At 67.1% G+C, this 19,500-nt stretch carries 23 protein-coding genes and 1 pseudogene; 10 read left to right on the top strand and 14 right to left on the bottom strand.

All coding sequences use genetic code 11. The annotated features are described in order from the left end of the window. The first annotated feature begins 57 nt into the window (after window positions 1–57). The 3 genes from L3N39_RS11485 to L3N39_RS11475 all read left to right on the top strand — a co-directional run bounded on the left by L3N39_RS11485 (window position 58) and on the right by L3N39_RS11475 (window position 1,401). Window positions 58–252, top strand: coding sequence for a hypothetical protein (locus L3N39_RS11485; protein WP_237257474.1), 195 nt, complete (start codon window positions 58–60; stop codon window positions 250–252). Between the two features lie 89 nt (window positions 253–341). Further along, complete coding sequence (locus L3N39_RS11480) at window positions 342–1,040, top strand: YebC/PmpR family DNA-binding transcriptional regulator (RefSeq protein WP_237257473.1); 699 nt, start codon at window positions 342–344, stop codon at window positions 1,038–1,040. Between the two features lie 19 nt (window positions 1,041–1,059). Continuing rightward, entirely contained in the window at window positions 1,060–1,401 is a 342-nt protein-coding gene (locus L3N39_RS11475; RefSeq protein WP_237257472.1) for a YajD family HNH nuclease, read from the top strand. 36 nt (window positions 1,402–1,437) lie between these two features. On the opposite strand, the gene L3N39_RS11470 is transcribed toward L3N39_RS11475, so the two are convergent. Then, entirely contained in the window at window positions 1,438–1,869 is a 432-nt protein-coding gene (locus L3N39_RS11470; protein ID WP_237257471.1) for a universal stress protein, read from the bottom strand. A 129-nt stretch (window positions 1,870–1,998) separates the two neighbouring features. Between L3N39_RS11470 and L3N39_RS11465 the strand changes: the two genes are divergently transcribed. Continuing rightward, window positions 1,999–2,421: a group II truncated hemoglobin gene (locus tag L3N39_RS11465; RefSeq protein ID WP_237257470.1), complete on the top strand. Its 423-nt coding sequence runs from the start codon at window positions 1,999–2,001 to the stop codon at window positions 2,419–2,421. A gap of 48 nt (window positions 2,422–2,469) precedes the next feature. Here L3N39_RS11465 and L3N39_RS11460 read toward each other — a convergent pair whose 3' ends face one another. After that, the gene (locus L3N39_RS11460; RefSeq protein WP_237257469.1) at window positions 2,470–4,380 is read right to left on the bottom strand and encodes a sodium:solute symporter family protein; all 1,911 of its coding nucleotides are present in this window, start codon (window positions 4,378–4,380) and stop codon (window positions 2,470–2,472) included. 178 nt (window positions 4,381–4,558) lie between these two features. Here L3N39_RS11460 and L3N39_RS11455 point away from each other — a divergent pair, with 178 nt between their 5' ends. After that, the gene (locus L3N39_RS11455; RefSeq protein WP_348983399.1) at window positions 4,559–5,356 is read left to right on the top strand and encodes a GNAT family N-acetyltransferase; all 798 of its coding nucleotides are present in this window, start codon (window positions 4,559–4,561) and stop codon (window positions 5,354–5,356) included. 7 nt (window positions 5,357–5,363) lie between these two features. Here L3N39_RS11455 and L3N39_RS11450 read toward each other — a convergent pair whose 3' ends face one another. The 8 genes from L3N39_RS11450 to ispF form a co-directional block, all read right to left on the bottom strand. Further along, on the bottom strand, window positions 5,364–5,504 hold the full coding sequence (locus L3N39_RS11450) for a hypothetical protein (protein ID WP_237257467.1): 141 nt from the start codon (window positions 5,502–5,504) through the stop codon (window positions 5,364–5,366). 608 nt (window positions 5,505–6,112) lie between these two features. Further along, window positions 6,113–7,105, bottom strand: a complete 993-nt coding sequence (gene rpoS, locus L3N39_RS11445; protein WP_237257466.1) for an RNA polymerase sigma factor RpoS — start codon at window positions 7,103–7,105, stop codon at window positions 6,113–6,115. Window positions 7,106–7,201: 96 nt separating this feature from the next. Beyond that, the gene (locus L3N39_RS11440; RefSeq protein WP_237257465.1) at window positions 7,202–8,026 is read right to left on the bottom strand and encodes a peptidoglycan DD-metalloendopeptidase family protein; all 825 of its coding nucleotides are present in this window, start codon (window positions 8,024–8,026) and stop codon (window positions 7,202–7,204) included. A gap of 38 nt (window positions 8,027–8,064) precedes the next feature. Beyond that, entirely contained in the window at window positions 8,065–9,000 is a 936-nt protein-coding gene (locus L3N39_RS11435; RefSeq protein ID WP_237257464.1) for a polyprenyl-phosphate transporter, read from the bottom strand. A gap of 19 nt (window positions 9,001–9,019) precedes the next feature. Next, window positions 9,020–9,655: a protein-L-isoaspartate(D-aspartate) O-methyltransferase gene (locus L3N39_RS11430; RefSeq protein ID WP_237257822.1), complete on the bottom strand. Its 636-nt coding sequence runs from the start codon at window positions 9,653–9,655 to the stop codon at window positions 9,020–9,022. A gap of 38 nt (window positions 9,656–9,693) precedes the next feature. Beyond that, a complete protein-coding gene (gene surE / locus L3N39_RS11425; RefSeq protein ID WP_237257463.1) occupies window positions 9,694–10,443 on the bottom strand; it encodes a 5'/3'-nucleotidase SurE in 750 nt (249 codons plus the stop codon). Next, the gene (gene truD / locus L3N39_RS11420) at window positions 10,443–11,483 is read right to left on the bottom strand and encodes a tRNA pseudouridine(13) synthase TruD (RefSeq protein ID WP_237257462.1); all 1,041 of its coding nucleotides are present in this window, start codon (window positions 11,481–11,483) and stop codon (window positions 10,443–10,445) included. The genes surE and truD overlap by 1 nt, the downstream gene beginning before the upstream one ends. Then, window positions 11,480–11,953: a 2-C-methyl-D-erythritol 2,4-cyclodiphosphate synthase gene (gene ispF, locus L3N39_RS11415; protein WP_237257461.1), complete on the bottom strand. Its 474-nt coding sequence runs from the start codon at window positions 11,951–11,953 to the stop codon at window positions 11,480–11,482. Before ispF ends, truD begins: the two co-directional genes overlap by 4 nt. Before the next feature lie 153 nt (window positions 11,954–12,106). Between ispF and L3N39_RS11410 the strand changes: the two genes are divergently transcribed. After that, complete coding sequence (locus L3N39_RS11410; RefSeq protein WP_237257460.1) at window positions 12,107–12,409, top strand: ArsR/SmtB family transcription factor; 303 nt, start codon at window positions 12,107–12,109, stop codon at window positions 12,407–12,409. 42 nt (window positions 12,410–12,451) lie between these two features. Then, on the top strand, window positions 12,452–13,501 hold the full coding sequence (locus tag L3N39_RS11405; RefSeq protein WP_237257459.1) for an alkene reductase: 1,050 nt from the start codon (window positions 12,452–12,454) through the stop codon (window positions 13,499–13,501). A 228-nt stretch (window positions 13,502–13,729) separates the two neighbouring features. On the opposite strand, the gene fghA is transcribed toward L3N39_RS11405, so the two are convergent. Together fghA and L3N39_RS11395 are read right to left on the bottom strand one after the other, a co-directional pair. Beyond that, window positions 13,730–14,575 carry an S-formylglutathione hydrolase gene (gene fghA / locus L3N39_RS11400; RefSeq protein ID WP_237257458.1) on the bottom strand — a complete coding sequence of 282 codons (846 nt, stop codon included), beginning with the start codon at window positions 14,573–14,575 and terminating at the stop codon, window positions 13,730–13,732. Window positions 14,576–14,668: 93 nt separating this feature from the next. After that, window positions 14,669–15,784, bottom strand: a complete 1,116-nt coding sequence (locus L3N39_RS11395) for an S-(hydroxymethyl)glutathione dehydrogenase/class III alcohol dehydrogenase (RefSeq protein ID WP_237257457.1) — start codon at window positions 15,782–15,784, stop codon at window positions 14,669–14,671. A gap of 112 nt (window positions 15,785–15,896) precedes the next feature. On the opposite strand from L3N39_RS11395, the gene L3N39_RS11390 reads away from it, so the two are divergent. From L3N39_RS11390 to L3N39_RS11380, 3 genes and pseudogenes are all read left to right on the top strand, one after another. Next, window positions 15,897–16,790, top strand: a complete 894-nt coding sequence (locus L3N39_RS11390) for a LysR family transcriptional regulator (protein ID WP_237257456.1) — start codon at window positions 15,897–15,899, stop codon at window positions 16,788–16,790. Between the two features lie 137 nt (window positions 16,791–16,927). Further along, a pseudogene (locus tag L3N39_RS11385) lies at window positions 16,928–17,230 on the top strand (HPF/RaiA family ribosome-associated protein); the annotation flags it as partial. Window positions 17,231–17,274: 44 nt separating this feature from the next. Continuing rightward, entirely contained in the window at window positions 17,275–18,438 is a 1,164-nt protein-coding gene (locus L3N39_RS11380; protein WP_237257454.1) for a baeRF3 domain-containing protein, read from the top strand. Between the two features lie 63 nt (window positions 18,439–18,501). Here L3N39_RS11380 and ispD read toward each other — a convergent pair whose 3' ends face one another. Both ispD and ftsB read right to left on the bottom strand, forming a co-directional pair. Next, window positions 18,502–19,206: a 2-C-methyl-D-erythritol 4-phosphate cytidylyltransferase gene (gene ispD / locus L3N39_RS11375; protein ID WP_237257453.1), complete on the bottom strand. Its 705-nt coding sequence runs from the start codon at window positions 19,204–19,206 to the stop codon at window positions 18,502–18,504. Next, window positions 19,203–19,481 (bottom strand): cell division protein FtsB, encoded by a 279-nt coding sequence (gene ftsB / locus L3N39_RS11370; RefSeq protein WP_237257821.1) that lies wholly within the window; start codon window positions 19,479–19,481, stop codon window positions 19,203–19,205. The genes ispD and ftsB overlap by 4 nt, the downstream gene beginning before the upstream one ends. Window positions 19,482–19,500 lie beyond the last annotated feature (19 nt).

Raw genomic sequence — 19,500 nt, 5'->3', positions numbered from 1 at the left:
CCAAGGGTGGCCGGGCGGCGTAAGCTGGGCGACCTTCCAGCAGCCACGCCCGCCGCCATGTCTCGCGCCGACTTTCACCAACAGCACGCCGAACGCGCCATCGCCGAGGCCCGGCGCCTGCTGGCCCGGCGCGAAAGCCTCGGCCCGCGCTGGCTGGCCTGGGTCGCCACCGAGCTGTACCAGCTGAGCCCGCCGGCCTACGCCGCCATGGTGCGCCGCGAGCTGGAGCGGCTCAGCCAGCCAGCGTCCTGAACACGACGCCGATCGCTCGCCGGCAGGTGCTTGTACGGCGCCAAGGGTCTAGAATCCGCGGCCATATCGACCCTCACACGAGATGAACCATGGGCGCACAGTGGAAAGCCAAACCCAAGGAAGCCGCCGCCAATGCCAAGGGCAAGATCTTCGGCAAGCTGGTGAAGGAAATCATGATCGCCGCACGTAACGGTGCCGATCCGGAGACCAATGCCAAGCTGCGCCTGGCCGTGCACCAGGCCAAGAAGGCCTCGATGCCCAAGGACACCCTCGAGCGCGCCATCAAGAAGGGCGCCGGCCTCACCGGCGAGGTGATCAACTACGAGCGCACCCTCTACGAAGGCTTCGCCCCGCACCAGGTCCCGGTGATCGTCGAGTGCCTGACCGACAACCTCAACCGCACCGTCGCCGAGATCCGCGTGCTGTTCCGCAAGGGCCAGCTGGGCTCGTCCGGCTCGGTGAGCTGGGACTTCGACCACGTCGGCATGATCGAGGCGACACCAGAAGCCGGTGCCGACGCCGAGCTGGCAGCCATCGAGGCCGGCGCCCAGGACTTCGAGGCAGCCGACGAAGGCGCCACCCTGTTCATCACCGAGCCCACCGACCTGGACGCGGTATGCAAGGCGCTGCCCGAGTTCGGTTTCACCGTGCAGTCGGCCAAGCTCGGCTACCGGCCGAAGAACCCGGTCACGCTCGGTGGCGCGGAGCTGGAGGAAGTGGAAGCCTTCCTCGAGGCGATCGACGCCCACGACGACGTGCAGAACGTCTACGTCGGCCTGGCCGGCTGAACCACGCGGAGGCAGCGTGATGACCACGAAGAAGCCGGACGTTCCCTACAGCCAGCGCGAGCAGGGCTACCGGGAAAAGGCGCTGAAGATGTTTCCCTGGGTCTGTGGCCGTTGCGCGCGGGAGTTTTCCGGCAAGCGGCTGAGCGAGTTGACGGTCCATCACAAGGACCACAACCACGACCACAACCCCGAGGACGGATCCAACTGGGAGCTGCTCTGCCTCTACTGCCACGACAACGAGCACGCGCGCTACACCGATGCGCAATACCAGACCGCACCGCGCGCCGGCGCGGATCTGGGTCGCCAGGAGACCTTCAAGGCCTTCGCCGGCCTTGCCGATCTGCTCAAGGACAAGGGCTGAAGCACCGCTTCGGCCCTGCCCCGCCAGCCACGGGCGCTATTTGACCAGCACCACTGGCACGGACACTTCGTGCAGCACGCGATTGGTCACCGAGCCCATCACCAGGCCGGTGAAGTTGCCCAGGCCGCGGGTCCCCATCACCAGGGTGTCGCAACCGAACCGACCGACCGCCGCGCTGACCTGGTCGGCCGCGTTGCCCATCACCGTGTGGGTCTCGGCCTGAATGCCGGCCGCCTTGAATGCGGCCGCGGCCTCGTCGAGCAGGCCGCGCGACTGCGCCATCAGGCCGTTGTTGATCTCCTCGATCATGCTGGCACTGACATATTCGCCATAGAGCACCGGCTCCTGCTGGACGTTGACCACATGCACCTGCGGGGCGGCCTTCAGCTCGCCGGCCAGGTCGATCACGTATTGCAGCGCACGTCTGGCGTTATCCGAACCGTCGAAAGCCACGAGAATCTTGCGCATAGCCACCTCCCCTTGTTGTCGAGACTTGAAGCATAGCCCAGCCCGATAAGCGCGCCGCCGCATCGACGCGCTTGTCTTGATCTGGCACAAGCCGCCATCATCTGCGCCCCCTAAAACAGAGAGTCGAGCATGAGCAGTATCCAGGAAGGCCCGGTCTTCGGCGTGGGCGATGCCTCCTACCAGGCAGCGGGTGGCCTGGACGGGCTGCAGCGGCTGGTGGCGGATTTCTACCTGGCGATGGACAGCCTGCCCGAGGCCGCGGGCATCCGTGCGATGTACCCGCAGGACCTGACCCAGGCGCAGGAGAAGCTGGTCAGCTTCCTCAGCGGCTGGCTGGGCGGGCCACGGCGCTATGCCGAGAAATTCGGCCCGATCAGCATTCCGCAGTTCCATACCCGCTGGCCGGTCGGCGAAGCCGAGCGCGACGCCTGGCTGAACTGCATGGCCTGGGCCATCGAACGGCAGCCCTACACGCCGGCCTTTGCCGAGTACCTGCTGGCCCAGCTGCGGGTGCCGGCCGAGCGTATCCGCCAGGTGCAAAGCGCCCGCTGACACGCACGAGGCTGCCGATGCGCCTGGCGCCGGGGCCGGCAGCTCGCCTCAGTCGCGCTCCGCGACCAGCGGCTCGGCCGGCCGCTCGAAGCGGTTGCCCAGCGCCATGGGTAGCCAGACCGGCAGCAGCGCCAGGCCGAAAGCCAGGCACAGCCAGCTCAGCCACTGGCCACCTTCCGGAGCCGGGAAGGCCAGCCGGCCGATACCGATCAGCAGGCTGTACAGCGACAGCGCTGTCAGCACCACCGCCAGTACGCGGCTACGGAAATCGGCTCGGGCGCGCCCGTCGTCGCCGCACAGCGCCGCGGTGCGCCCCCAGAAGCCGAACGGCCGAACCTTGCGATAGAAGGCCTGCAGGGTCGCGTCATCGGTGGCCGGCGTGACGAAAGTGACAAGGATCGCCGCGCTGGAGGTGATCAGCGACATCAGCCCCAGGCGTATCCACTCCTGCTCCTGGTCGGTGCCGAAGAAGTGCAGCAGCAGCGGCGCGGTGATCAGCGAGACCAGCATCGCCGCCAACTCCGAATACAGGTTGATCCGCTCCCACAGCCAGCGCAGCACCAGCACCGCGCCCATGCCGGCGCCGAACAGCAGCGAGATGAACCAGGCCGTCTGGATCGAGCCAAGATTGGCCATGATGGCCATGGCGATCAGCAGGATGACCACGTTGGAGAGGCGCGCGACCAGCACCAGTTCGGCGTCGCGGGCCTCGCGCTTGAGCAGTTTCGGCGCGACCACCGCACGGTAGACATCGTTGCTCCAGTAGGACGCGCCCCAGTTCAGGTGGGTGTCGACGGTCGAGGCCAGCGCCGCCAGAAGCCCCACCAGCATCAGTCCGCGGATGCCCGGCGGCAGCAACTCGTCGATGCCGCTGACGAACAGCGCTTCGCGCGCGGCGACGAAGCCGTCGCCGGCGGCATCGGCCGGGGTGAAGGGATAGAGCACCAGCAGGCCTAGGGAGATCGCCAGCCAGAACAGGCTGCGCACCAGGATCTGCAGCCAGGTGAACACCAGGCCGGCGATACGCGCCTGGCGGTCGGTCGGGCAGGCCATGCTGCGCTGCGCCAAGTAGCCGGTGCCATCGGCGTTCATCTGGAACAGCCACTGCATGCCGACGATCACCAGAAACGGCAGCAGCGCCTCGCCCACGCCTGCCGGCGGCGCGAAGGAGAGCAGCTTGTCCGCCTGCTCCAGGCCGTAGAGTTCGACGATGCGCTCGGTCAGCCCACCAAGCCCACCGGCGGCGTCCACCACGAACCAGGCATAGGCGGCGGTGCCGAGCATCGCCACGGCGAACTGCATCACATCGGTCTGCACCACCGCACGCAGTCCGCCGGTGATCGAGTAGGTCGCGGTGAAGACCAGGATCAGCACGATGGAGATCAGGTTGTTGGTGCTGGTCGTCAGCGCATCGAGCCCGGTGATGCTTTCGCCCAGGCGGATACCGCTCGCCTCGATGACGCTGGCGATGCCCTGGTACAGCCCGGCCGGCAGCCAGTCCTGCCAGGGCAGGAAGACCTCGGCGATGCGGATGGCCGCCACCAGCACCATGGCCAGTACAACGCAGTTGATCACCGTGCCGTAGTAGACGGCCTTGAACAGCCGCAGCGGAACGACCGCCTTGCCGCTGTAGCGCACCCGGGTGACTTCGGCGTCGGTCAGCACGCCCGCTCGCCGCCAGTTGCTGGCGAACAGCCAGGCGAGCAGCAGGAAGGCCAGCCCGTAGATCCACAAACGCCACAGGGCGAATACACCGGCGCTCGCGACCAGGCCGGCGACCAGCAGCGGCGTGTCCGCGGCGAACTGGGTGGCGGCCATCGACACGCCGGCTCGCCAGCCCTTGATGGTACGCCCGGCGAGAAAATACTCATCCAGGCTCTGCGAGGCCTTGCTCCGCGCGCGCAGGCCGGAGCCGAGACCGTAGAGAACAAAAGCCGTAACGATGAGAATATCCAACATCTTGTTATGCCTGTCGTTGGAAGCTGCACGACTTCAGAGCCTCGCCGACGGGCAAAGATGCCGCTGTCCGGATGAGCGGCCACCTGCGGCCAGCACGGCTGCATCCGGCCGCCGGCGCAGGCTAGAATCGCTGCCCCGCCTCGAAGTGATGCCGTCGCACGTGCCCGATATCCAGCCCTTGCCCGCCTCCCAGCAGCGCCTGCTCAAGCAGTTCTACCGCAGCCATGGCAGCCGGGGACGCATCGCCGCGCAGGCCCGTTGCTGGGTCGCGCGCGACGGCGGAATCATCGCCGGCCTGTGTCTGACGCCCATGGCCGGGGGCCACTGGCTGACCAACCTGCTGGTCGCCGCCGAGCAGCGCAACGGCGGCGTGGCCACCGCCTTGCTGGCCGCAGTGAAGGCACGCGTGCCAGGGCCGATATGGCTGTTCTGTCGCCCGGAACTGATCGGCTTCTACCAGCGCCGCGGCTTCATCCTCGCACCCGCCCTGCCTGCCGAGCTCGAGACCAGGCTGGAGCGTTATCGGCAGACCAAGCCGCTGGTCGCGCTGCAACTGGAGGTACCCGACATGCCCTCGCCACCGATCGAGATCGTCACCGCGGCACTGTTCGATACCCGCGGCCGGCTGCTGCTAGTGCGCAAGCGGGGCAGCCGCTATTTCATGCTGCCGGGCGGCAAGCGCGAGCCCGGCGAGACGTCCTGGCAGACCTTGCAGCGCGAGCTGGACGAAGAACTGGCGCTCCAGCTGCGCGAAGGCCAGGTACAGGTTTTGGGCGAGTTCGAAGCCGCCGCCGCCAACGAACCGGGCCGCCGGGTGCGGGCGCAGGTATTTGCCGGGCGGCTAGAGGGCGACGTGCGGGTCCAGGCGGAAATCGAGCAGGCCCGTTGGCTGGCCCTGCCGGCGCAGCACACGGACGACCTCGCGCCCCTGCTGCGCGAACACATTCTGGTGGCACTGGCGGGTTGGCCGCGCTGAGGTTCATCTACGGCGAGATCGGATCGCTCGCCGGGAAGGTTTCCTCGAGAGCCTCGTCGAGCTGATCCTCGTCCGCTTCGTCGGGCTTACGCTCGAGCTCGTCAGGGGCCGGCACGGGGTCCTTGTCCGAAGGGTTCTGTCCGATCATGAGCCTCTCCTCGGTTGATCTACAGAACTTAGTCGCGCGGCCGGACAGGCAGTTCGCCGCGTCCGGCGCCGGCAGTCGCTTTTCTGCGGGCAAAAAAAAGGGGCGGGGTTAACCCCCGCCCTGCTTCTTCCCTGCTCCTTGTGTTTCCTGCTCATCGTCCTGATGAAACCGCATCCTGCGGTTGTTCCTGGCCACATCCTTTTGGCCTGTGCTTGTCCGTCAGCACAGGGGCGATATTAATGATTGGCCGGGCTGCGGCAATCCACAGGACCCGGACTGACCTGCGGCAAACCACCACACCCACTTGAAATAATATCCCTAGTAATCAATGAGTTATGCATTGGCAGCCTGCGCAAGGTGACATTTAAAGCGGCGCTTCGCCTACAGAAGATGTAAGCGAATGCTTACAAGGGCACGAGCGATCGGCTATCCGGGACTTAGTTCGTTCGGCCTACGCGCGGCAAGCGTTGCAGTGCACAGGTGCAACGCGACACGAGCGCAAAGAACGGATGTACGAGGCTACAGGCCGCCTTCAAGCCGCCTGCCAGCCTCGCAATGGCGTCAGGCAGTTTTCCGGCAGCGACCGGAACCTGCCTGTGGTACGCCCGTCAGTGGAACAGCGCCTCGCTGGACAGGCCATTCCGTTCGAGGATTTCGCGCAGACGCCGCAGGGCCTCGACCTGGATCTGGCGCACCCGCTCGCGGGTCAGGCCGATTTCCTGGCCGACTTCCTCCAGCGTGCTGCTCTCGTGCCCGCGCAGGCCGAAGCGACGGACCACGACTTCCCGCTGCTTCTCGGTCAGGTCCGACAGCCACTGGTCGATGCTGGCGGACAGATCATCGTCCAGCAGCAGGTCGCAGGGGTCGTTCGGCTTGTCGTCGGTGAGGGTATCGAGCAGCGTCTTGTCGGTATCCGGGCCGAGCGACACGTCTACCGAAGTCACCCGCTCGTTCAGCCCGAGCATGCGCTTGACCTCGGAGACAGGCTTCTCCAGCAGGTTGGCAATCTCCTCGGGGCTGGGCTCGTGGTCGAGCTTCTGCGTCAGCTCCCGCGCGGCGCGCAGGTAGACGTTGAGCTCCTTGACCACGTGGATCGGCAAGCGGATGGTGCGCGTCTGGTTCATGATTGCGCGCTCGATGGTCTGGCGAATCCACCAGGTGGCATAGGTGGAGAAGCGGAAACCACGCTCGGGATCGAACTTCTCGACCGCGCGGATCAGGCCGAGGTTGCCCTCCTCCACCAGGTCGAGCAGGGAAAGCCCGCGGTTGACATAGCGTCGTGCGATCTTCACGACCAGCCGCAGGTTGCTCTCGATCATGCGCTTGCGGCCGGCCGGATCGCCCTTGCGGGCCAGGCGTGCGAAATGCACTTCCTCTTCCGGGGTCAGGAGGGGGGAAAAACCGATCTCGTTGAGGTACAGCTGCGTGGCGTCGAGCGCGCGGCTGTAGTCGATGAACTTGTGCTGTCTGGCGGCTGGTCTGGTCTTGGAGACACCGGCGGCAGGCTGCGCCTTGCCGGCCTGGTCAAAATCAATGCCCGGCTCCATGAGCAAAACCGCATCCTCGACGTCAAACTCCAGCGCTTCTTTCTTGAGTGCCATTATTCTTGTCCCGTTCCGAGTTCGACAACGGGCTCATGACACGCGCGTCCATGCACGAAACCCGAGCCCATCAGTGGCGGCGCGGGTGGGCCATGGTCAACGTCTTGGCAGGTATTGCAGCGGGTCTACAGGCTTGCCCTGGCGGCGAATTTCGAAGTGCAGCTTCACCCGGTCGGTACCCGTCGAACCCATCTCGGCAATGCTCTGCCCGGCTTTGACTCGTTGGCCCTCCCGTACCAGCAGCCTGCGGTTGTGACCGTAGGCGCTAACATAGGTATCGCTGTGCTTGATGATTACAAGTTCGCCGTAACCCCGCAGACCACTACCGGCGTACACCACAGTTCCATCAGAAGCAGCCAGAACAGGCTGTCCTAATTCCCCGGCGATATCAACGCCTTTATTCAAACTGCCGTTTGAGGAAAAACGGCCGATTACCGGACCGTTCGCCGGCCATGCCCAACCGCTCGCCGAGCGGGTCACGGGGCTCACCGAGACCGGTGCCTGCGGAGCCGGCGCCTTGCTGATCGGCGGCGGCTGGGGCACCGGCGTGGTCACCACTTCAGGGGCTGCGGCCGGCGGCGTGGCAGGCTTGGCCACAGTGACAACCGGGCGCACCGGAGCTGGCGCCGCGGCGCCGGAGAAGCGGATGCGCTGGCCGGGATGAATGACGTAGGGTGCGCCGATGCCGTTGACCCGCGCCAGACTGCGCCAGTCCCAGCCATGCCGCGCCGCGATCGACGACAGGGTGTCGCCGCGCCGGACCGTGTAGACGCCGCTGCTCACCGGTGGCCGGCCGTTACGGTCGACCACCTGCACGCCGCCGGTAGGCGACGAGGAACAGCCGGTCAGCAGTGTGGCGACGAGTGCCGTGCCGCAAAGCACGGGCGAAGATAGCAGGCGAAACAACCGCCGATAGCCCATGAGCCTCAATGCTCGCTCCCCAGGGTTGTAATCGGTGTTCAGACGCCTTGGGCGGCTGGCTGGCATCGACCGGCGATCCACTCGAGGCTCAGCACCAGCAGGATACCAGCCGCGGCCAGGGCGATCGCCAGCAGCAACTGCGGATCCTGCCCGGTGAGATCGCCGAAGGTCCCTGGCAGCAGGTTCTGCTCCAGCAGCGGCGTCTGCTGCCCGTGGGAATCGACGCGCCAGGTCAGGGTCTGCTTCCACGGCCAGACCTTGTTCAGCGAGCCGAGCATCAGGCCGGTGAGAAAGCCCAGGGTGAGGTCGCGCCAGCGCTTGAGCGTCCAGCTCAGCAGCCTGGCGAAACTGAGCAGGCCGACGACGCAACCGATGGCGAACACGGCCAGCACGCCGAGATCCAGTGCCTTCACCGCGCCCAGCACCACCGGGTAGAGGCCCAGCAGCACCAGCACGAAGCTGCCGGAAATCCCCGGCAGGATCATCGCGCAGATGGCGATGGCGCCGGCGAAGAACAGGCTCAGCAGGCTGCTGTCCCACTGCACGGGCGCGGCGACGGTGATCCAGTAGGCAAAGGCGATGCCGGCGAGGAACACGACCAGCAACGGCAGGCTGCGCTGGCGAATCTCGCGACCGACCAGGTAGACCGAGACCAGGATCAAGCCGAAGAAGAACGACCAGACCGGGATCGGATGGTGCTCCAGCAGATAAGTGATCAGCCTGGCCAGGCTGAACACGCTGGTGAGGATGCCGGCGAACAGCACCAGCAGGAAACTGGCGTTGGCCTGCTTCCAGGCCTCGCCGATACGTCCGCGCAGCAGAGGTGCGACCGCGCCCGGCAGGCCGGCGATGGAGCGCAGCAACTCGTCGTAGATCCCGGTGATGAAGGCGATCGTCCCACCCGAAACGCCAGGGACGACATCGGCCGCGCCCATGGCCATGCCCTTGGCGTACAACAACAAAGCGTTTTTCATGCTTCCTTCCGCTGAATGATCAGATCACGGGTCCATTGAGCAGCGGCACGAAGCGAACGGTATCCAACAATTGGCGGGAAAATCCGTCTTCCTCTCGAATGATCAGCATCAGTTGCTGAACGTCGCCTGCCCCGACCGGAATCACCAGGCGCCCTCCGGGCGCCAGTTGATCGAGCAGGGCCTGCGGCACATCGGCTGCCGCTGCGGTGACGATGATGCCGTTGTAGGGTGCCAGTGCCGGCCAGCCCTCCCAGCCATCGCCCCAGCGAAAGACCACATTACGCAACTTGAGTTCGCTCAGGCGCTCCTTGGCGCGCTCCTGCAAGGCCTGGATGCGCTCGACGGAGAACACCCGCTCGACCAGCTGCGCCAGCACCGCAGTCTGGTAACCCGAACCGGTGCCGATCTCCAGCACCTTGTCCAGCGGGCCGTCGGCGAGCAGGAGCTCGCTCATGCGCGCCACCATGAACGGCTGGGAAATCGTCTGGTTGTGGCCGATCGGCAGCGCGGTGTCCTCGTAGGCGCGGTGGGCGAGTGCCTCGTCGACGAACAGGTGACGCGGGGTACGGCGGATCACCTCCAGCACGTGGGGGTTGGACAGCCCTTCCTCGTACAGGCGCTGGATCAGGCGATCACGGGTACGCTGGGAGGTCATCCCGGTGCCATGCAGCAGGTCGGTCGGCGCGCGGTGGCTCACAGGACGTCCTCCAGCCAGCGGTCCAGCCCCTGGAACGCCTCGTGAAAGGTGCGATCCAGTTGCAGCGGAGTGATCGAGACGTAGCCCTGCATGATGGCGTGGAAGTCGGTGCCCGGGCCGCCATCCTCGACATCGCCGGCGACCGAGATCCAGTAGCCTTCCTTGCCGCGCGGATTGGCCTGGCGTACCGGCGGCTTGGCCCGGCTGCGGTGGCCGAGGCGGGTCAGGCGGATGCCGCGGATATGGTCCAGCGGCAGGTTCGGCACGTTGACGCTCAGCACCGTGCGCGGTGGCAGGTCCAGCTGGTCGTGCTTTTCCACCAGCGCGCGGGCGACGTGCGCAGCGGTCGGCAGGTTGTCGGCCGAGCGCGACACCAGCGAAAAGGCGAACGCCGGGCGCCCGGTGAAACGGCCTTCGATCGCGGCGGCGACGGTGCCGGAATAGAGCACGTCGTCGCCGAGGTTGGCGCCCAGGTTGATCCCGGAAACGACCATGTCCGGCGTCTCCTCGAGCAGCCCGTTGAGGCCCAGGTGGACACAGTCGGTGGGCGAGCCGTTCAGGCCGATGAAACCGTTGGGCATCGTCACCGGATGCAGCGGCCGGTCGAGCGTGAGGGCGCTGCTGGCACCGCTCATGTCCTGGATGGGAGCCACCACGCGGCACTCGGCATAGTCGGCCAGCGCGTCGTAGAGCGCGGCGAGCCCAGGCGCATACACCCCGTCGTCGTTGGCGATCAGAATACGCATCAGATTTCCGTCTGCCCTGCCAGGCTGACCAGCTCGCGCACCACGGCGGTGGCGAAGCATCCGGTCGGCAGGACGAATTCCAGTTGCAGAATGTCAGGGCCGGGATAATGCCACGACAAGTGGCCGATGGGGAGGCGCAGCACGCGCCGTTCATGCTTCATGCCGGCCTCGGCGAGCCACTTGGCGATGGCCGGCTCCTGCCCGGCCACGTGCTGTTCCAGGGCCTTGGCGGCCCCCGCGGCGGGCGACTCGCCCGCGCCCCACAGCGGCCCGGTAGGGTGCAGGTCGAGGATATCCAGGCGCGGATCCCGGCACTCGGCCTCGCCGGCGGGGAAGAAGCTGCGGCTGTCGGTGAAGGCCAGCAGGTCCCCCACCAATGCGCGCTCCCAGCTGCCTTCAGCGACACGCTCGGCGAGCACGCGGTTGAACAGGTAGCTGCGCCCAGCCGACAGCAGCCGCGAGCGCAGGTTGCGCTGAACCGGCAGCTCTCCCCGGCCGGCGAACTCGCGGGCGCCCTGCAGGTTGTTGCCCTGATGGCCGAAGCGCTGCAGGCCGAAGTAGTTGGGCACGCCATGGGTCTGGACGCTGCGCAGGCGCTGGTCGAGCGCGTCGCGATCGGCCTTCAGCTCGGTCAGGCGCAGGGTGAAGCCGTTTGCCGAATGCGCGCCGCGCTGCAGCTTGCGCTGGTGCCGCACGCTCTTCAGCACGCGCAGGGCGTCGTCCTCGGCGGCCTCCAGCGACGGGTCGCCTCGCCCCGGCAGATGCAGGCTGAACCACTGGCGGGTCAGCGCCTGGCGATCCTTGAGCCCGGCATAGCTGACCAGGCGCAGCGGCACGCCGGCCGCGCGCGCGATGCGGCGCGCCGCCTCCTCGGTGTTGAGGTTGCGCTTCTCGACCCACAGCCAGAGGTGTTCGCCTTCGCCGGACAGCGGGATGTCCAGCACCTCGTCGACCTGGAAGTCCTCGGCCACCGCCTTGAGCACCGCGCTGCCGCAGGGCCCGCCGTGGGCCCGGGGCCCGAGCAGCTGGTCCTCGGTCATGCCGCGACCAGCAGGGCGACCGCATGCACGGCGATACCCTCCCCGCGCCCGGTAAAGCCCAGCTTCTCGGTGGTGGTGGCCTTGACGTTGACCTGATTCGGTTCGACCTGCAGATCCTCGGCGATCAACGCCCGCATGGCCTCGATGTGCGGCGCCATCTTCGGCGCCTGGGCCACGATGGTGGCGTCGACGTTGCCCACCTTCCAGCCCTTGGCGTGGACCTGCTCGACCACGTGGCGCAGCAGCACGCGGCTGTCGGCGCCCTTGAAGCGCGGGTCGGTATCGGGGAAGTGCTTGCCGATGTCGCCCAGCGCCGCGGCGCCGAGCAGCGCATCGGCCAGGGCGTGCAGCAGCACGTCGCCGTCGGAGTGCGCCAGCAGGCCGAAGTCGTGTGCGATCCGCACGCCGCCGAGGGTGATGAAATCGCCTTCGCCGAAGCGGTGGACGTCGAAGCCGTGGCCGATACGCATGCGCAGAATCCCCTGGTTGATGGACGGGGCGGATTCTACAGCAGCCGTGCGACGCATCGACTTCGGCGATGAACACTATCGAGCGAATCGATCCTGTATCGCCATTTGACGATATACAGTTCGGCCCAACGCGATACGAGGACGACGAGCGCCATGCCAGCCCCGCAGGACGATGCCATCAAGGCCCTCGCGCATCCGCTGCGCCGGGAAATCCTCGGCTGGCTCAGGGAGCCCGAGCGCTTCTTCGCCGAGCAGGAATACCCGCTGGAGCTCGGCGTCTGCGCCGGGCAGATCGGCAAGCGCGCCGGACTCTCGCAGTCCACCGTCTCGGCCCACCTGGCCCGCCTGCAGCGCGCCGGCCTGGTGAGCAGCCGCAAGGTCGGCCAGTGGCACTTCTTCCGGCGCAACGACGAGGCGATCCGCGCACTCGTCGAGCAACTGCAGCAAACCCTCTGAGCGACACACCATTCACGGCAATACCAACCAAGGAGCACCGCGATGCCCACTCTCTTCGACCCGATCCGGATCGGTGAACTCGAGCTGTCCAACCGCATCATCATGGCGCCGTTGACCCGCTGCCGCGCCGAGCCGGGCCGAGTGCCGGGCGAGCTGATGGTCGAGTACTACAGCCAGCGCGCCGACGCCGGCCTGATTATCAGCGAAGCCACCTCCGTCACGCCGATGGGCGTCGGCTACCCCGACACCCCCGGCATCTGGTCGGCCGAGCAGGTCCAGGGCTGGAAGAAGATCACCGACGCCGTGCACGCCAAGGGCGGCAAGATCGTCCTGCAGCTCTGGCACGTCGGGCGCATCTCCGATCCGCTCTACCTGGACGGCCAGCTGCCGGTCGCGCCCAGCGCCATCAAGCCGGCCGGGCACGTCAGCCTGGTCCGCCCGATGAAGGACTACGAGACCCCGCGCGCACTGGAAACCGGCGAGATCCCGGCCATCGTCGAGGCCTACCGCAAGGGTGCGGAGAATGCCAGGGAAGCTGGCTTCGACGGCGTGGAGATCCACGGCGCCAATGGTTACCTGCTCGACCAGTTCCTGCAGGACAGCACCAACCAGCGCACCGACCAGTACGGCGGCTCGCTGGAGAACCGTGCGCGCCTGCTGCTGGAAGTCACCGATGCCGCCATTGGCGTCTGGGGCGCAGGCCGCGTCGGCGTGCACCTGGCACCGCGTGCCGACTCGCACGACATGGGCGACTCCAACCGCGCCGAGACCTTCGGCTACGTAGCCCGCGAGCTGGGCAAGCGCGGCATCGCCTTCATCTGCACCCGCGAAAAGGCCGGCGAGGACAGCCTCGGCCCACAGCTCAAGCAGCTGTTCGGCGGTGTTTACATCGCCAACGAGCGCTTCACCGCCGAGCAGGCCAACCAATGGCTGGCCGACGGCAAGGCCGATGCGGTGGCGTTCGGCATTCCCTACATCGCCAACCCGGACCTGGTAGAGCGCCTGCGCCAGGGCGCCCCGCTCAACGAAGCGCGGCCCGAGCTGTTCTACGCCCAAGGCGCCGAAGGCTATACCGATTACCCGTCGCTCTAGCTCCTTGCGACGGAAGGCCCGACCGGGAAACCGGCCGGGCCTTTTTTCGACCCGTTGTTGGCGAAAGAGGCGTGGATGAGGCTGCGCCGTCATCCACCCTAGCGGCGACACCGCGTAAGGATGGAAAACCGCGCAGCGTTTTCCACGCGCCCGGTGCGTGATGCGCACGATCCGGCCGGCAACGTTGACCGGACCGCATGCGCGGACGAGGCTACGCCATCGTCCGCCCTACGCCTGCAATGCCCTGGCATGGTGGCGCAGGTGATCGTCGATGAAGCTGGCGATGAAGTAGTAGCTGTGGTCGTAGCCCGGCTGGATGCGCAGCTGCAGTGGATGGCCGGCGGCCTCGGCGGCACTCCTCAGGGCGTCGGGCTTGAGCTGGCCGAGCATGAAGTCGTCGCGATCGCCCTGGTCGACCAGCGTCGGCAGGCGCTCGCCGGCCTCGGCGATCAGCGCACAGGCATCCCACTCGCGCCAGCGCGAGCGATCCTCGCCCAGGTAGCGGCTGAAGGCCTTCTCGCCCCATGGGCAGGCCATTGGGTTGGCGATCGGCGCGAAGGCCGACAGCGAGCGATAGCGCCCGGGATTCTTCAACGCGCAGACCAGCGCACCGTGCCCGCCCATCGAATGGCCACTGATGCCGCGGCGCTCGGAGACCGGGAAGTTGGCCTCGATCAGCGCGGGCAACTCGTCCACCACGTAGTCGTACATGCGGTAATGCCGGGCCCAGGGCTGCTGGGTCGCGTTGAGATAAAAGCCCGCCCCCAGGCCGAAGTCCCAGGCGCCTTCGGGATCGTCCGGCACGCCGTCACCGCGCGGGCTGGTATCCGGCGCGACGATCACCAGGCCCAGCTCGGCCGCCAGGCGATGCGCACCGGCCTTCTGCATGAAGTTCTCATCGGTGCAGGTCAGCCCGCTCAGCCAGTACAGCACCGGCAGCCTGGCACCCTGCTCGGCCTGCGGCGGCAGGTAGACGGCGAACACCATGTCGCAGTCGAGGCTGCTGGAGCGGTGGCGGTAGCGCTTGTGCCAGCCGCCGAAGCTCTTCTGGCAGGAAATGTTTTCAAGGGTCATGGATAGGCCTCGCGTAGGGTGGAAAACCGCGAAGCGTTTTCCACCAGTCGAGGTGGATAAGCCGCCTGGCGACAGCGTTATCCACCCTACGGATCAATAGTGGATGACGGTACGAATGCTCTTGCCCTCGTGCATCAGGTCGAAGGCCTTGTTGATGTCCTCCAGGCCCATGGTGTGGGTGATGAAGGTATCCAGCGGGATCTCGCCCTTTTGCGCCTTGTCCACGTAGCCCGGCAGCTCGGTGCGACCCTTGACCCCGCCGAAGGCGCTGCCGCGCCAGACGCGACCGGTGACCAGCTGGAACGGACGGGTGCTGATCTCCTGCCCGGCCGGGGCCACGCCGATGATGGTCGATTCGCCCCAGCCCTTGTGGCAGCACTCCAGCGCCGCGCGCATCAGCTGCACGTTGCCGATGCACTCGAAGCTGTAGTCGACGCCGCCGTCGGTCATCTCGACGATCACCTCCTGGATCGGCTTGGCGTGGTCCTTCGGGTTGACGAAGTCGGTGAGGCCCAGCTCGCGGGCCACGGCCTCCTTGGCCGGGTTGATGTCGATGCCGATGATGCGGCTGGCCTTGGCCATCTTGGCGCCGATGATCGCCGCCAGACCGATGCCGCCCAGACCGAAGATGGCCACGGTGGCGCCCTCTTCCACCTTGGCGGTATTGAGCACGGCGCCGATGCCGGTGGTCACCCCGCAGCCGAGCAGGCAGACCTTCTCCAGCGGCGCCTCCTTGGGGATCACCGCGACCGATACTTCCGGCAGCACGGTGTACTCGGAGAAGGTCGAGCAACCCATGTAGTGGTAGACCGGCTGGCCGTTGTAGCTGAAGCGGCTGGTGCCGTCGGGCATCAGGCCCCTGCCCTGGGTGGCGCGCACCGCGCTGCACAGGTTGGTCTTGCCCGAGGTGCAGAACTTGCACTGGCGACACTCGGCGGTATACAGCGGGATCACGTGGTCGCCGACCTTGACCGAGGTGACGCCCTCGCCCACCGCCTCGACGATGCCGCCACCCTCGTGGCCGAGGATGCAGGGGAACACGCCCTCGCTGTCCTGGCCGGACAGGGTGTAGGCGTCGGTATGGCAGACGCCGCTGGCGACGATGCGCACCAGCACCTCGCCGGCCTTCGGCGGCTCGACGTCCACCTCGACGATCTGCAGCGGCTGGTTGGGGGCGAAGGCGACGGCAGCACGGGATTTGATGGTCATGGGCTAACTCTCGATGGGGGTTGCAGTCGGGCAAGTGTAATTTCTCGCCCGTCAGGGATAATCTGCATTTCCTCAAAACATTAATGCAGCCAGGCAACAATCGAGGGCAACCATGAGTCGCTGGGAAGGTCTGGACGAATTCGTTGCCGTCGCCGAGCAGGGCAGCTTCATGGCCGCGGCGCAGAAGCTTCGCGTGTCTTCGTCCCACGTCAGCCGCCAGGTCGCGCGCCTGGAGGAGCGCCTGCAGACGCGCCTGCTCTACCGCACCACGCGCCGCGTCTCGCTGACCGATGCCGGGCATCACTTCTTCGCCCGCTGCCAGCGCCTGGTCGAGGAACGCGACGACGCCTTTCTCGCGGTCAGCGACCAGAACAGCGTACCCTCCGGCCTGCTGCGCATGACCGCCGCGGTGGCCTATGGCGAGCGCTTCATCGTGCCGCTGGTGAACGACTTCATGGCCCGGCATCCGCAGCTGCGGGTCGAGATCGAGCTGTCCAACCGCACACTGGACCTGGTGCAGGAAGGCTTCGACCTGGCCATCCGCCTGGGCCGCCTGGGCGAATCACGCCTGGTCGCCACGCGCATCGCGCCGCGGCTGATGTACCTCTGCGCCGCGCCAGCCTATCTGGAACGCTACGGGCGCCCGCACACCCTCTCCGAACTGTCCCGGCACAACTGCCTGATCGGCACCGGCGATACCTGGATGCTGCAGGTCGAGGGCCGCGAGCAGCATTTCAAGCCCTCGGGTAACTGGCGCTGCAACAGCGGCCATGCGGTGCTGGATGCCGCCCTGCGTGGCTTCGGCATCTGCCAGCTGCCGGACTACTACGTGCAGGAACCGCTGCGCCAGGGCCGCCTGGTCTCCCTGCTCGAAGCCCACCAGCCGCCGGATACCGCCGTCTGGGCCGTCTATCCGCAGCGGCGACTGCTCTCGGCCAAGGTCGGACGGCTGATCGAGACGCTCAAGAGCGGGCTGGCCGAAGCCCCCGAATATAGCCACCGCTGAGCGCCGCTGCGCCTGGCGTCGCGTCCGTCCGGCATCCGCCCGGAGGGTGGAACCCTGCCCGGCCGCCCCCGTCGTAACTGCAAAGCCGGTGCTTTCCACGCCCGGCTTTTGCCAAGCCACGCCATCAGGAGAATTCCATGCTCATTCAGGTAAACAGCAACCACAGCATCGACATGTCCCAGGGCCTGGAGGAGCGCGTGCGCGCCACCCTGGAAGGCGAGCTGGAGCGATTCGACGAATACCTGACGCGTCTGGAGGTTCACCTCAACGACGAGAACGGCAGCAAGAGCGGCCCGCAGGACAAGCGCTGCCAGATCGAGGCCCGCCTCAAGCACCACGAGCCGCTGTCGGTGACGCACAAGGCCGAATCGCTGGACCTGGCCGTCGACGGCGCGGCGGAGAAGATGCTGCATGCGCTCGATCACCTCACCGGCAAGCTCAGCCGCTGATCTGCCCATCCACCGGCCCATTGCGAGGTAGTCCCATGCCAAGCGATCTGAACCGAGACACCCTCAAGGAACTGCTGGCCGTGCGCCAGCGCCCCTGCCTGTCGCTGTACCAGCCGACCCACCGCAGCTTTCCCGAACGCGAGCAGGACCCGATTCGCTTCAAGCACCTGGTGCGTCAGCTCGAGGATTCGCTGAGGCAGCAGCACTGCGATGCGGCCGAGCAGCTGCTCGCCCCCTTTCGTGCACTGATCGACGACACCGATTTCTGGAACAGCAGCCGGGACGGCCTGGCCGTCTTCGCCGCGCCGGACTATTTCCGAGTCTTCCGCCTGCAGCGGCGCGTCACCGAACTGGCGGTGGCCAACGAGCGCATGCACGTCAAACCGCTGCTGCGCATTGCCCAGTCCGCCGACCGCTACCAGATCCTGGCGTTGACCCTGGATTCGGTACGGCTCTATGAAGGCAACCGCGACGGCATCGACGAGCTGCGCCTGGCCGAAGGCGTACCCGCGACGCTCGAGCAGGCGCTGGGCCGCGAGTTGACCGACAAGGACCAGAGCGGCTTCCCCCAAGGTTACAGCCGGGCCGGCGAGCGCGGCGATCCGATGCAGGTCGAGGCCGGTGGTGCCGGTCGCCAGGCCGAGCAGGACCGCGACCGCGAGCGCTTCTTCCGAGAAGTCGACCGGGCGATCCTCGAGCACCATTCCAGGCGCTCGGGCCTGCCATTGATCCTCGCCGCCCTGCCCGATCACCAGGCGCATTTCCGCAAGCTCAGCCACAACCCGCAATTGCTCAGCGAAGGCATCGACAGCGATCCGGCACTGCTCAAGCCCGAGGAGCTGCGCGAGAGGAGCTGGCGAGTCATGCAGCCGCGCTACCTCAAGCGGCTCGAGGGCTTGCTCGAGCGCTTCGGCGAGTCACGCGGCCAGGGCCTGGCCAGCGAAAGCCTCGAGGAGATCGGCCGCGCCACGCGCGAAGGGCGCGTCGCGACCCTGCTGGTGGAGGCGGACCGGCGGATTCCGGGCCAGGCAGACAAGGACGCCGCCATGGCGCTGCCAGTCGACGAGGCGGAGGCCTCGACGCCCGACCTGCTCGACGAACTGAGCGTCTGGACGCTGGAACAGGGCGGCGAGGTGGTCGCCGTCCCGGCCGAGCGCATGCCGTCGCAGACCGGTGCTGCGGCGCTCTACCGCTTCTGAGGCGTCGCGCAACGAAGCCTTACCGGCGCGCCGGAGCAACCCCGGGGCGCCTTGCGGCGCATGTCAGCGCGAATCCCAGCGCAGTGCCAGCCACTCCAGGTCGTCGGGACGGGTGATCTTGATGTTGTCGGCGCGCCCTTCCACCACCCGCGGCCGGTGCCCCAGCCATTCGACGGCGGACGCCTCGTCGGTGACCTCGGCGCCGGCCTGCGCCGCCCCGAGCAGCGCCGCACGCAGCATTCCGAGGCGAAACATCTGCGGCGTATAAGCCAGCCAGATCGGCCGGCGGTCGACGGTCTGCTCGACGCGACCATCGGCGCCGACACGCTTGAGCGTGTCCTTCGCCGGAACCGCCAGCAGCCCGCCGACCGGGTCGTCGCCCAGTTCATCGAGCAGCCGCTGCAGGTCTTCGTCGGCCAGATTGGGGCGCGCCGCGTCGTGCACCAGCACCCAGTCATCGTCCGCAGCACCCAGCGCGGCAAGCCGTTCGAGGCCGGCCAGCACCGAGTCGGCGCGCTCGGCACCGCCGGCGGCACGGCTGATGCGCGGGTCGCTGGCACAGGCGAGACCGGGCCACCAGGGATCGTCGCTGGCCAGGCTGACCGCTATGCCACGCACACCGGCCCGGCCGAGAAAGCAGTTCAGGGTGTGTTCGAGAATCGTACGCTGGCCAAGCTGCAGGTACTGCTTGGGGCGATCGGCGGCCATCCGGCTGCCGATGCCGGCGGCCGGGATCACCACCCAGAAGGGAGTCGGATTGTGGTTCATTCGGTGAGCTGGTAGAGGGTTTCGCCTTCCTTGACCATGCCGAGTTCGTGGCGGGCACGCTCCTCGACGGTCTCCATGCCCTGCTTGAGCTCCATCACCTCGGCCTCGAGGATACGGTTGCGCTCCAGCAGACGCTTGTTCTCGCCCTGCTGCTCCTCGATCTGCTTGTTGAGGCCGCTGATCTGCGCCAGGCTGCCCTCGCCCACCCACAGGCGATATTGCAGGCCGCCGAGCAGCAGGACCAGCACGATGAACAGCCAGTAGGGATTACGCATGGAGCGGCTCGCAGGTTGG

Origin of the sequence: Pseudomonas oligotrophica (assembly GCF_021726475.1) — a bacterium.
GTDB lineage: Bacteria > Pseudomonadota > Gammaproteobacteria > Pseudomonadales > Pseudomonadaceae > Stutzerimonas > Stutzerimonas oligotrophica.
Note: the sequence above shows the minus strand (reverse complement) of the source record. Positions and strands in the feature narration are given on the sequence as shown.

Coding starts and splice junctions, on each gene's coding strand:
- L3N39_RS11485 (WP_237257474.1), top strand. CDS start 58: ATGTCTCGCGCCGACTTTCACCAACAGCACGCCGAACGCGCCATCGCC.
- L3N39_RS11480 (WP_237257473.1), top strand. CDS start 342: ATGGGCGCACAGTGGAAAGCCAAACCCAAGGAAGCCGCCGCCAATGCC.
- L3N39_RS11475 (WP_237257472.1), top strand. CDS start 1,060: ATGACCACGAAGAAGCCGGACGTTCCCTACAGCCAGCGCGAGCAGGGC.
- L3N39_RS11470 (WP_237257471.1), bottom strand. CDS start 1,869: ATGCGCAAGATTCTCGTGGCTTTCGACGGTTCGGATAACGCCAGACGT.
- L3N39_RS11465 (WP_237257470.1), top strand. CDS start 1,999: ATGAGCAGTATCCAGGAAGGCCCGGTCTTCGGCGTGGGCGATGCCTCC.
- L3N39_RS11460 (WP_237257469.1), bottom strand. CDS start 4,380: ATGTTGGATATTCTCATCGTTACGGCTTTTGTTCTCTACGGTCTCGGC.
- L3N39_RS11450 (WP_237257467.1), bottom strand. CDS start 5,504: ATGATCGGACAGAACCCTTCGGACAAGGACCCCGTGCCGGCCCCTGAC.
- rpoS (WP_237257466.1), bottom strand. CDS start 7,105: ATGGCACTCAAGAAAGAAGCGCTGGAGTTTGACGTCGAGGATGCGGTT.
- L3N39_RS11440 (WP_237257465.1), bottom strand. CDS start 8,026: ATGGGCTATCGGCGGTTGTTTCGCCTGCTATCTTCGCCCGTGCTTTGC.
- L3N39_RS11435 (WP_237257464.1), bottom strand. CDS start 9,000: ATGAAAAACGCTTTGTTGTTGTACGCCAAGGGCATGGCCATGGGCGCG.
- L3N39_RS11430 (WP_237257822.1), bottom strand. CDS start 9,655: ATGACCTCCCAGCGTACCCGTGATCGCCTGATCCAGCGCCTGTACGAG.
- surE (WP_237257463.1), bottom strand. CDS start 10,443: ATGCGTATTCTGATCGCCAACGACGACGGGGTGTATGCGCCTGGGCTC.
- truD (WP_237257462.1), bottom strand. CDS start 11,483: ATGACCGAGGACCAGCTGCTCGGGCCCCGGGCCCACGGCGGGCCCTGC.
- ispF (WP_237257461.1), bottom strand. CDS start 11,953: ATGCGTATCGGCCACGGCTTCGACGTCCACCGCTTCGGCGAAGGCGAT.
- L3N39_RS11410 (WP_237257460.1), top strand. CDS start 12,107: ATGCCAGCCCCGCAGGACGATGCCATCAAGGCCCTCGCGCATCCGCTG.
- L3N39_RS11405 (WP_237257459.1), top strand. CDS start 12,452: ATGCCCACTCTCTTCGACCCGATCCGGATCGGTGAACTCGAGCTGTCC.
- fghA (WP_237257458.1), bottom strand. CDS start 14,575: ATGACCCTTGAAAACATTTCCTGCCAGAAGAGCTTCGGCGGCTGGCAC.
- L3N39_RS11395 (WP_237257457.1), bottom strand. CDS start 15,784: ATGACCATCAAATCCCGTGCTGCCGTCGCCTTCGCCCCCAACCAGCCG.
- L3N39_RS11390 (WP_237257456.1), top strand. CDS start 15,897: ATGAGTCGCTGGGAAGGTCTGGACGAATTCGTTGCCGTCGCCGAGCAG.
- L3N39_RS11380 (WP_237257454.1), top strand. CDS start 17,275: ATGCCAAGCGATCTGAACCGAGACACCCTCAAGGAACTGCTGGCCGTG.
- ispD (WP_237257453.1), bottom strand. CDS start 19,206: ATGAACCACAATCCGACTCCCTTCTGGGTGGTGATCCCGGCCGCCGGC.
- ftsB (WP_237257821.1), bottom strand. CDS start 19,481: ATGCGTAATCCCTACTGGCTGTTCATCGTGCTGGTCCTGCTGCTCGGC.